This is a genomic window from Nitratireductor sp. GISD-1A_MAKvit, assembly GCF_040819555.1.
GTDB lineage: Bacteria > Pseudomonadota > Alphaproteobacteria > Rhizobiales > Rhizobiaceae > Nitratireductor.
Map to the genome: position 1 here is coordinate 171,423 of NZ_CP161919.1, position 10,286 is coordinate 181,708.

9 protein-coding genes, 1 pseudogene and 1 riboswitch are annotated in these 10,286 nt (G+C 63.0%); of the genes and pseudogenes, 4 read left to right on the forward strand and 6 right to left on the reverse strand.

The window, feature by feature from the left end; genetic code table 11:
* Nucleotide 1: 1 nt before the first annotated feature.
* The 6 genes and pseudogenes from thiD to thiC form a co-directional block, all read right to left on the reverse strand.
* Nucleotides 2-751 carry a bifunctional hydroxymethylpyrimidine kinase/phosphomethylpyrimidine kinase gene (gene thiD / locus AB2N04_RS00850; RefSeq protein WP_367714451.1) on the reverse strand — a complete coding sequence of 250 codons (750 nt, stop codon included), beginning with the start codon at nucleotides 749-751 and terminating at the stop codon, nucleotides 2-4.
* Nucleotides 742-1,347 carry a thiamine phosphate synthase gene (locus tag AB2N04_RS00855; protein WP_367714270.1) on the reverse strand — a complete coding sequence of 202 codons (606 nt, stop codon included), beginning with the start codon at nucleotides 1,345-1,347 and terminating at the stop codon, nucleotides 742-744. Before AB2N04_RS00855 ends, thiD begins: the two co-directional genes overlap by 10 nt.
* Nucleotides 1,344-2,117 (reverse strand): thiazole synthase, encoded by a 774-nt coding sequence (locus tag AB2N04_RS00860; protein WP_367714271.1) that lies wholly within the window; start codon nucleotides 2,115-2,117, stop codon nucleotides 1,344-1,346. The genes AB2N04_RS00855 and AB2N04_RS00860 overlap by 4 nt, the downstream gene beginning before the upstream one ends.
* Before the next feature lies 1 nt (nucleotide 2,118).
* Nucleotides 2,119-2,316 (reverse strand): sulfur carrier protein ThiS, encoded by a 198-nt coding sequence (gene thiS, locus AB2N04_RS00865; RefSeq protein WP_367714272.1) that lies wholly within the window; start codon nucleotides 2,314-2,316, stop codon nucleotides 2,119-2,121.
* Nucleotides 2,300-3,268, reverse strand: coding sequence for a glycine oxidase ThiO (gene thiO, locus AB2N04_RS00870; protein WP_367714273.1), 969 nt, complete (start codon nucleotides 3,266-3,268; stop codon nucleotides 2,300-2,302). The genes thiS and thiO overlap by 17 nt, the downstream gene beginning before the upstream one ends.
* A 3-nt stretch (nucleotides 3,269-3,271) precedes the next feature.
* Nucleotides 3,272-5,087 (reverse strand): annotated as a pseudogene (gene thiC / locus AB2N04_RS00875) (phosphomethylpyrimidine synthase ThiC).
* Nucleotides 5,088-5,199: 112 nt separating this feature from the next.
* Nucleotides 5,200-5,325, reverse strand: a riboswitch (TPP riboswitch).
* A gap of 181 nt (nucleotides 5,326-5,506) precedes the next feature.
* On the opposite strand from thiC, the gene AB2N04_RS00880 reads away from it, so the two are divergent.
* The 4 genes from AB2N04_RS00880 to AB2N04_RS00895 all read left to right on the forward strand — a co-directional run bounded on the left by AB2N04_RS00880 (nucleotide 5,507) and on the right by AB2N04_RS00895 (nucleotide 10,284).
* Nucleotides 5,507-7,210, forward strand: coding sequence for a type I secretion system permease/ATPase (locus AB2N04_RS00880; RefSeq protein WP_367714274.1), 1,704 nt, complete (start codon nucleotides 5,507-5,509; stop codon nucleotides 7,208-7,210).
* Nucleotides 7,211-7,212: 2 nt separating this feature from the next.
* Nucleotides 7,213-8,610 carry an HlyD family type I secretion periplasmic adaptor subunit gene (locus AB2N04_RS00885; RefSeq protein WP_367714275.1) on the forward strand — a complete coding sequence of 466 codons (1,398 nt, stop codon included), beginning with the start codon at nucleotides 7,213-7,215 and terminating at the stop codon, nucleotides 8,608-8,610.
* Nucleotides 8,611-8,777: 167 nt separating this feature from the next.
* A complete protein-coding gene (locus AB2N04_RS00890) occupies nucleotides 8,778-9,476 on the forward strand; it encodes a toxin-activating lysine-acyltransferase (RefSeq protein WP_367714276.1) in 699 nt (232 codons plus the stop codon).
* Entirely contained in the window at nucleotides 9,469-10,284 is an 816-nt protein-coding gene (locus AB2N04_RS00895; RefSeq protein ID WP_367714277.1) for a DUF1629 domain-containing protein, read from the forward strand. The genes AB2N04_RS00890 and AB2N04_RS00895 overlap by 8 nt, the downstream gene beginning before the upstream one ends.
* Nucleotides 10,285-10,286 lie beyond the last annotated feature (2 nt).

Below are 10,286 nucleotides of genomic sequence, written 5' to 3' on the forward strand. Positions count from 1 at the left end.
CTCATCCGGCATGCCAGCGTTCGGACAGATGGGTTTTTGCCGCGCGCACGCTGGTTTCCAGCCCATCGCCCCGGGCAAGGCTGGCGGCGATGGCGCTCGCCAGCATGCAGCCGGTGCCGCGCATCGTGCCGGGCAGACGCGGACCCTCGAAACGGAGCGGCGGTTCCCCCGCCTGAAACAGCGTGTCCACGGCGCGCGCGCCTTTGGCGTGTCCACCTTTCACCAGAAGCGCCTTCGCCCCACCTCCGAGCAATCGGGCTGCCTGCGCATGCCGGTCCGCCTCGCTCTCCGTCTCTTCGTCTCCCGTCAGAAGCGCAAGTTCGGGCAGGTTCGGCGTGACGAGGCTGCAAAGCGGCATCAGGCTTTCGCGCATGGCTTCAATGGCATCTGGAGCAAGCAGCGCTCGCCCGGATGACGACGCGATCACCGGATCGAGCACCACCGGTATCGCGGCATGTTCGCGCAGAACCGCCACAACGCGTTTCACGGTCTCGCGGCTTCCAAGCATGCCGATCTTGATTGCCGCGACCGCGTTTGCCGTAAGGGCGGCCCGCATCTGTGCCGCCACCAGATCGGGGTCACAGAATTCGACACGCTCCACCGCCTCATGCGTTTGCACCGTCACCGCCGTGATCGCGAGGCAGGCTTTCACACCAAACGCCGCAAGCGTCTCGACATCGCGCGCGATGCCCGCACCGCCAGATGAATCCGAACCGGCAATCACGAGCACATGGGGCATGCTCACCGCCATCTGGCAGTCGCTGCCAGCCATTCTCGCGTGCGCGCCTCGGGATTGGCATTGAGCGTGATGTCAGTCACCACCGCAGCACTATCCGCCCCTGCCGCAAACACGCCGGGAAGCCGTTCGGGGTTCAGCCCGCCAATCGCCACCAGCGGCACATCGCCGACACGCTTGCGCCAGTCCGCCAGCCGGTCGAGCCCCTGCGGGTTCCATTTCATCTTTTTCAGGATCGTCGGATAGACCGGACCGAGCGCCACATAGTCGGGTTTCACGGCGAGCGCCGTGCGCAATTCGGCCCCGTCATGGGTGCTCACACCCAGTTTCAGCCGTGCCATTCGGATGGCATCGAGATCGGCTTCCGCCAGGTCTTCCTGCCCCAGATGAATGAAATCGCAGCCCGTTTCGATGGCCAGCCGCCAGTGGTCGTTGACAATAAGCTGGCAGTCGTGTTCGGCACAGATGCGCCTTGCCTCAGTGATCTCTCCGCGAAGCCCCGCCTCATCCATCTCCTTGATGCGCAACTGCACGAGTTTCAAGCCGAGCGGTATCAGCCGGCGAATCCACGCCGCACTGTCGACGATCAGATAAAAGGGATCGAGTTTCATTCAAACACCGCCTTGCCGATCACCGGCGTTGAAGGAACGGCCATGTCGCGCGGCTCCAGCGGTCCGGCCAAAAAGGCCGTTCTCCCTGCTTCCACAGCTCCGCCAAAGGCTCCTGCCATCGCCACCGGATCACCCGCCTTTGCCACGGCCGTGTTGAGCAGCACGGCATCAAACCCGAGCTCCATCACCATGGCCGCATGGGAGGGGCGCCCGAGCCCCGCATCCACGATGAGCGGCACATCGGATAATTCTGCCCGCATGGCCCGAAGCCCATCCACATTGACCGGCCCCCGCGCCGAGCCGATGGGCGCGCACCAGGGCATCAGCACTCCGCATCCCGCTTCGAGCAGCCGCTCTCCTACCACCAGATCGTCGGTCGTGTAGGGAAAAACCCTGAAACCCTCATCGCTCAGAATGCGCGCGGCCTCGACAAGGCCGAACACATCCGGCTGCAGCGTGTCGTGATGGCCGATCACCTCAAGCTTGATCCAGTCCGTGCCGAAAAGCTCGCGCGCCATCTGCGCCGTGGTCACCGCCTCCTTCACTGAATGGCACCCGGCCGTGTTGGGCAGCACCCGCACGCCAAGCTCCCGGATTAGTTCCCAGAATTGCCCACCATTGCGGCTGCCCGCCATTTCCCGGCGTAGCGAGACGGTCACGACTTCGCAGCCGCTTGCCCGCACCGCGTCGGCCATGATGGCGGGGGAAGGATATTGCGCCGTGCCGAGCAGCAGCCTCGACGAAAGCTGTTCGCCATAAAGCTCCAGCATGTCAGCCTCCCTGCATGGGCGAAAGGATTTCGATCCGGTCCCCGTCTTTGAGCGCGCACCCACTTCGTTCCGGTGCCGGAACGACCTCGCCATTGCGTGCGGTGGCGAGGAAATCGGGCGCGTAGTCCAGTTCGTCGAGCAGGGCGGCCAGCGTTGCTGCTGTCACCTGCCGCTCTTCACCATTAACCGTGAGCTTCATCGCACACCTCCACGCGTTCGTTCAGGATGAGGGCCGCCGCCTCGCGCGCCATGGCCGGCGAAAGCAAAAAACCGTGGCGGTAAAACCCGTTCACGCGGACGCCCTCCGGCGTGCGCTTCACGCGCGGGAGATTGTCGGGATAAGCGGGTCGCACACCGGCGCCCGTCTCCACGATCTTTGCCTCGGCAAAGGCCGGATGCAGGCTATAGGCCGCGTTCAGCAATTCCATCATCGAGCGGGCGCTGATCGGCCCGTCATCCCCGCTTTCGATCATCGTTGCGCCCACCATGAAATGGTGATCCGCGCGCGGCACGATATAGACCGGTATGCGTGGGTGAAGCAGCCGCACCGGGCGCGAAAGCCTGACCTCTTTCGTGCGCAGCAGAAGCATCTCGCCCCGCACCCCGCGCAGCTCCGGGTCTGCCGCTGCCATGCCGGTGCAGTCGGCAATCCTGTCCACCTCGACCTCCATTTCGCAGACGAAACGAACACCGGCCTTCCTCAACCCTTCGGCAAGCGCCGTCAGCGCCTGCCGTGGATCGAGATGCGCCTCACCGGGAAAGAAGAGCCCGCGGCGAAACCGGCCCGCAAGATCAGGCTCCAGCGCACCCACGGCATCCCCCTCCAGCCATTCATGGCCGGTTGTGTGCGCGGCAAAGCGGTCGAGCTCCGCCCGGTCCCGCGTCGGCGCGACAACGAGCGTTCCGTTGCGCACCACATGGCCGGGAAGTGCGGCCTCCCACCAGTCTGCCGCGCTCTTTCCGAGCGTGAGCACCGGCTCCTCCGCGCTCTCGCGCTCGCACCATGGCGCGAGCATCCCCCCCGCCAGCCACGAGGCGCTGCCCGCCGGGCCGGAGCGGGTGTCGCACACGGTCACCCGCACACCCGCCCGCACCAGCTCATGCGCCAGCGTGAGGCCGGCCACGCCGGCCCCACGAACAAGGACATGCATGGATCACTCCCCGGGCTCGACCGCCTTTTCCAGCGGCATATAGAGATCGCCGCCCTCGCGGAACTTCTCCGCCATCTTGGCCATGCCCTCCTTCTGCGCCTCGGCGCGGATGTCGTGCGAGATGCGCATGGAGCAGAATTTCGGCCCGCACATGGAGCAGAAATGCGCCACCTTGTGCGCCTCCTTGGGGAGCGTCTCGTCGTGGAAGTTCCGCGCCGTCTCGGGATCGAGCGAGAGGTTGAACTGGTCCTCCCAGCGGAACTCGAACCGCGCCCGCGAAAGCGCATCGTCGCGGATCTTCGCTGCCGGATGCCCCTTGGCGAGGTCCGCCGCATGGGCCGCGATCTTGTAGGTGATGACGCCCGTCTTCACATCGTCGCGGTCGGGCAGGCCCAGATGCTCCTTCGGCGTGACATAGCAGAGCATGGCCGTGCCGAACCAGCCGATCATCGCCGCGCCAATGCCGCTGGTGATGTGGTCATAGCCGGGCGCAATGTCGGTCGTGAGCGGCCCAAGCGTATAGAAGGGTGCCTCGCCGCAGACATCGAGCTGCTTGTCCATGTTCTCCTTGATCTTGTGCATGGGCACGTGGCCGGGGCCCTCGATCATCACCTGACAGTCTTTTGCCCAGGCGATCTGCGTCAGCTCTCCCAGCGTCTCCAGCTCGGCAAATTGCGCGGCGTCATTGGCATCGGCAATGGAGCCCGGACGCAGGCCATCGCCCAGCGAGAAGGAGACGTCATAGGCGCGGCATATGTCGCAGATTTCCTCAAAATGCTCGTAGAGGAAACTCTCCCTGTGGTGATGCAGGCACCACTTGGCCATGATCGAGCCACCGCGCGAAACAATGCCCGTTACGCGATCGACCGTCAGCGGAATATAGTGGAGCCGCACACCCGCATGGATGGTGAAATAGTCGACGCCCTGTTCGGGCCTGTTCGATCAGCGTGTCGCGAAAGACCTCCCAGTTCAGATCCTCGGCGATGCCGTTCACCTTTTCCAGTGCCTGATAGATCGGCACGGTGCCGATGGGCACGGGCGAGTTGCGGATGATCCATTCGCGGATGTTGTGAATGTTGCGGCCGGTGGAAAGGTCCATCACCGTGTCGCCGCCCCAGCGCGTCGCCCACACCATCTTGTCCACCTCCTCGGCCATGGAGGAGGTGACGGCGGAATTGCCGATATTGGCGTTGATCTTCACGAGGAAATTGCGGCCGATGATCATCGGCTCGGCTTCCGGGTGGTTGATGTTGGCGGGGATGATCGCCCGGCCCTTCGCCACCTCGTCGCGCACGAATTCCGGCGTCACGAAATCGGGGATGGCGGCACCAAAGCTCTCGCCATCGCGCGCCTGTGCAGCTCTTGCCTGCTCGCGGCCAAGGTTCTCGCGGATGGCGATGTATTCCATTTCCGGCGTGACGATGCCGGCCCGCGCATAGGCAAGCTGCGTGACGGCCTTGCCGTCCTTGGCCCGCAGCGGCTGGTGGCGCGTGGGGAACTCGGGCGTCAGCCGGTCGCCGGAAACAAAGCCATTGTCCTCCGGCTTCACATGGCGGCCCTCATAGGCTTCCACATCGCCGCGCGCCTTCACCCAGGCCTCGCGAATGCGCGGCAGGCCCTTCTCGATCTCGATCAGCGCGTCCGGATCGGAATAGGGACCGGAGGAATCATAGACCGTCACCGGCGGCTCGCCGGCGCTCGGATGCACGGCGATCTCGCGCATGGGCACGCGAATGTCGGGGTGAAGCTTGCCGGGTTTGTAGATCTTGCGCGATGCCGGCAACGGGCCGGTGGTCACTTTCGGAGCGATAGCATCCATGGGTCAGAGCCTCCTCTGCGTGTTTTGCAATGGAGACCCAGTTCGTGCCGAGAGGAGGAAGAGCGCTGACGTTCCGCTATGGAAATGGATTTCGGCTCGAAGGAGCCAGCGACCCGCCAGGCATGCACCATCCCTACGCCAGTATGAACTGGATCAGGTTCATCGGGTCACTGCGCTGCATGGAAAACCATGCCCAGCAGAATCTCAGCCCCTTGGCGGGACCCCCCAGGTGAGGCCGCAAGTTGGATTAGATGGCGCTCGCTTGTCAAGCGGTGTTGTCTGGCAGGTCTCCCCCGCAACCCCGGGCAGCAGACGGTCAAAGCTGTTAACGCTGAGCGCGAATTCCCGAAGAGTGTCTTGCAATGCAACCCTGTGTTGATTAGTCCATAACGCTCCCCGTTCTGATCGAGTTGGAATCCGTGGCAAATGTGAAGGGTGACAGTGACCATCCGTTGAGGCAGGCGGTCCATTCGGTTCGCTCGGCTTTCAGAAGCGCGGCGCTCTTTTCCGCCGCCATCAATCTCCTCATGCTCACCGGGCCGATCTTCATGCTGCAGGTCTATGACCGCGTGCTGGCAAGCCGCTCGGTGCCCACGCTGGTGGCGATCGCCGGTCTGGCCGCAGGCATGTATCTCTTTCTCGGGCTGTTCGAGTTCATCCGCTCACGTGTTCTCTCGCGGGCGGGCTACAGGCTGGAACAGAGGCTGAGCTCTCCGCTCTTCAATCACTATGTCGCTGCCGGTGCCGCTTCCTCCAGAGAGGCCGCACGACCGCTGCAGGAGCTCGCCGTACTCCGGCAGTTTCTCACGAGCCCCGGTTTCACGGGACTGTTCGATCTGCCCTGGGTGCCGTTTTACCTTGCCATCGTGTTTCTGCTTCACCCCTGGCTTGGCTTGCTGGCGCTTGGCGGTGCCGCAATGGTCTTCATCTTCGCGCTTGCCAACGAGATGCTGTCCCGCGAGGCGCTTTCCCGCGCCATGTTGCTGGAATATTCCGACGCACAGATGGCGGATGCCAGCCATCGCCACGGCGAGGCGCTTCTGGCCATGGGGATGGCCGGTCATGTCGAGCGGCGCTGGCGGCGCATCCACGACGAAGCCGGCTGGAACGCGCAGAAGGGTGGAGAGCGGGCTGAAGTCTTTGCTTCCGCCTCCAAGGCCACCCGTCTGCTGCTGCAGTCGTCAATTCTGGGGCTGGGCAGCTACCTCGCCATTCTTCAAGAGATCACGCCGGGCATGATCATCGCCGGGTCGATCATCGCCGGCAGGGCGCTCGCGCCTGTGGATGTCACCATCGGTCAATGGCGCGCGATCAAGCGGGCGCGCGGTGCCTATGGCCGCCTCAAGGGCATCCTGCAGGCGTCGGAGGAAGAGGCCGAAACAACCGAGCTGCCCGCGCCCGAAGGCCGGCTTCAGGTCGAAGGCATAACGATCTTTGCGTCGTCTGAGCCCGGTGCGGAACGTCGGCCCATTCTCGCACAGGTTTCCTTTGCGCTTGATCCGGGCGATGCGCTCGGCGTCATCGGCGCAAGTGCGGCCGGCAAGACCACGCTCGCGCGTGCGCTGACTGGCGTGCGGGTTCCCGATGCGGGCGCCGTCCGGCTCGATGGCGCTCGTCTCGACCACTGGGAGCGCGAGGCGCTGGGCCGGCATGTCGGCTATCTGCCGCAGAATGTCGAGCTGCTATCGGGCAGTGTGCGCGACAACATCGCCCGTTTCGATGATACGGCCAGCGACGAGGAGGTCATCGCGGCTGCCAAAATGGCCGGCGTGCATGATCTCATCCTGCGGCTGCCGGATGGATACGCCACCCTCACGGGACTGGGCGCCAGGACCATTCTTTCCGGTGGTCAGATCCAGCGCATCGCGCTCGCACGTGCCGTGTTCCGCACGCCGAAGCTCGTTGTGCTGGACGAGCCCAATTCAAACCTCGATGCCGAGGGCGATACCGCGCTCGCCGGTGCTATCGAGGCACTGCGCGCAAGCGGTTCGACCGTTGTCGTCATGGCGCACCGCCCGAGTGCCATCGCCGCCGTCAACAAGGTGCTCATGCTCGTCAACGGCATGGTGGCAGAGTTCGGCGATAAGGCCGAGGTGCTGCAAAAGGTAACGCGGAGGGGATGAGCGTGACCGCACAAAAGAACAGCACCGAACAGACGGAAGAGAGCCTGCAGGCCTCGGCAGCTGAGCAAAACACGCTGGCATTTCCCGTTTCCGGCGCCGCAGGCGATCCACTGCGCCCGCAAACAGGAACAGGGCGGCCGATCACCGTGGGGCTGCTCTTGTTTCTGGTGCTCTTTGCAGGCGTCTTTGGCTGGATGGCGACGGCGGAGATCTCCGGCGCCGTGGTGGCCACGGGAAACGTCAATGTGCGCGGCAAACCCAAAACCGTGCAGCATCTGGATGGCGGCATTGTCGAGACCATTCATGTCGACAATGGCGACCGGGTCGAGGCGGGAGATCCGCTCGTGCGGCTCGACGACACGCTTCTGAGGGCCAATTTCGATATCTACATCAACCGTCTGGCAGAGGCCACGGCAACAAGGGCCCGGCTGGAAGCCGAGCGGGACGGGGCGGAGAGCGTGCGTCTGGACCCTGGGCTGCCGGGGCTTGAGGACATCGATCTCACCCCGTTCATGCTGGGGCAGCAAAAGCTGTTCGATGCAAGAAGGAAGGCCCGTCAGGGGCAGATGGAACAGCAGCGGGAGAAGATCCGTCAGTTCAACAATCAGATCGCCGGCATCAACGGGCTCATCGCATCCAAGCGCAGGCAGGTCGAAATCCACGAAGCGGAAATCGCCGATTCCCGCAGCCTTCTGGAAAAAGGCCTGATCCAGCGCACCCGCGTTCTGTCGCAGGAGCGCACGCTGGTCGATCTCGCCGGTCAGCTCGCCGAGCTTGAAGCCGACCTTGCCCGGATCAGAAACTCCATCCGCGAGACCGAGATTGCCATCATCCAGATAGACCGTGCCTTTCGCGAGGAGGTTCTGACCGAACTGAGGACCACGGCAGTCGAGGTCAGTGCCCTGACCGAACAGATCCTCGCCACGCGCAAGCAGCTGGAGCGCGTTGTCGTTTCCGCACCGGTTTCCGGCGTGGTTCATGAGCTTGGCGTTTTCACCAAAGGGGGTGTGGTTCCTCCCGGTGGCGCGCTCATGCAGATCATCGCCCTGCAGGAGGGCAATGAGGTCGAGCTCACCATCGAGCCGCAGCATATCGACCAGCTCTATCGCGGCCAGAAGGTCACGCTGCGTTTCCCCGCCTTCAACCAGCGCACGACGCCGGAGATATTCGGGTCGATCCGCAACGTTTCTCCCACCGCCGTGATCGACGAGAAAAGCGGCATGAGTTTCTACCGCGCCAGCGTCGACATTGCGACAGACGAGCTTGCACGGCTTTCCGGGCTGGCACTGCTGCCCGGCATGCCGGTCGAAGGGTACATCGAAACGGTTCCTCGCACGGTTCTGAGCTATCTGTTTAAACCGCTGGGCGATCACCTCATGCGCACTTTCCGGGAAGAATAGGCGCCCCTGCCACCGTACCCCGCACCGAGATGCTCGTGCCATGAACGCGTAATTCTGCAGCCATGGGAAAAACAACTGTTGCGCGTACATTTCTTCCGTTGACAACCGTTTTCCAATGCCATTAGCTGCGATAATCGTTCTGGTTGTAAATTTTCGGTGGGGGACACGTGTCTTTGGGCAAGGTGACAGAAGGCGATGGTGCGGATTCAAGTGTAGCAGCCTCTGGTTCCGGGGGTAAAAACGGTAAGAGCGCTGGCGGAAAAACCGCCTCGGCTTCGGCCAAAGCCGCTTCCAGTACCGCGAAGCCCGGTGGAAAGGCTTCGGGTGCCACGCCTACGGATCCAAAAAATCTCGATCCCGAGATCCTTGAGCGCATCGCGCAGGTCCGCTCGAAGCTGCGTGAGAATTTTGGTGCCGTGGTCATGACCATGATGGCGCTGCCGCGCTATCGCAGCCAGACACTGGCCGACATTTCCCATCTCGTTCTCGATCCCCTGATGCGTGACCGCATCGCCATGGCCTGGCCCGCCAAACCTGCGAAGGACGACAATCCGCTGGCCGACATGGCCGGGCTCGCCATCTGGGCGAGCGTGTCGGAAGAGGTCGATGCCCGCATCCGCGAGCAGATCAAGGGTGGCGTCTTTCCCGTCCGGCTCAAGCCCGAGGACTGGACGAGCGGCAACATCAACTGGCTGCTCGATGTGATCGCGCCGGATTCGAAGACGGCGGCGTCGGTCATCGGCAATTTCAAGCAGATCATCAAGGATGGCGATCTGCGCATGCACCCCGTCATCGGCCGTCTGCTCGATGCGGAGACGCTGGAAAAAATGGGCGCCCGCAAGATGAGCGGCGGGGAGAATGGATGAGCTGCTGCGTTGCTCGCGAATGCTTGGTCACCGCGCCGCCAAATTTTGGCGGCCAGGCAGAAGGGACATTGTCATGATGTGTGTAGCTCTGGCCGCGACAGGAGCGGCTTCAGGTGGCATGTTGCCGGCGTCGAAATCAGAGAGGACGCAGGAAATGCAGAAAGTCTACACGATCTATTGGAAACAGCCCGAGGAATACACGTCTGACCTGAGAGTGCTCGACGGAGACTTCAAACAGGTCTACCCGACAGGGTTTGAGTTCAATCCGAATTCGACCGATGTGGCCGCTGTAGGCAACATGCTGATGCAGCCCGATCGGACCTTTGTCGAAAGAATGTGGACCTATCAGGGTCTGCCAGTCGACATGACCCATGCGCCGACCAGGGTGCAATATACGGGTCGGTTGGAGGAAATGGCTGATGTGATGAGAGCCTCCAGCTGGTTCGTGGTTTCGGAACGCTTCCGCAGCGTCGTCGAGCGGCTTGAGCCCGGTAAACACCAGTTCCAGCCGGTCGAACTGGTCGATGCGGAAGGCAATCATCTGGCGCACTATTTCTGGTTGGTTCCGTGCGCCCGTGTGGACGGCATGGACCGGGAGCACACCACACACGAGTTCTACAAGGAAAGAAGCTGGAGGCAAATTCCGGGCAAAAAGTATGTCGTCAGCCTGAAGCAGACGGCGGGGCACCACCTCTGGATCGATCCGAGAACGAATTTCGGGACGGTCTTCATCTCACAGGAACTCCACGATGCCCTGGAAGCCGCGAATCTCGGCGGCCTGGGTTTTGGCGAATTGGACGCGATCTGAGG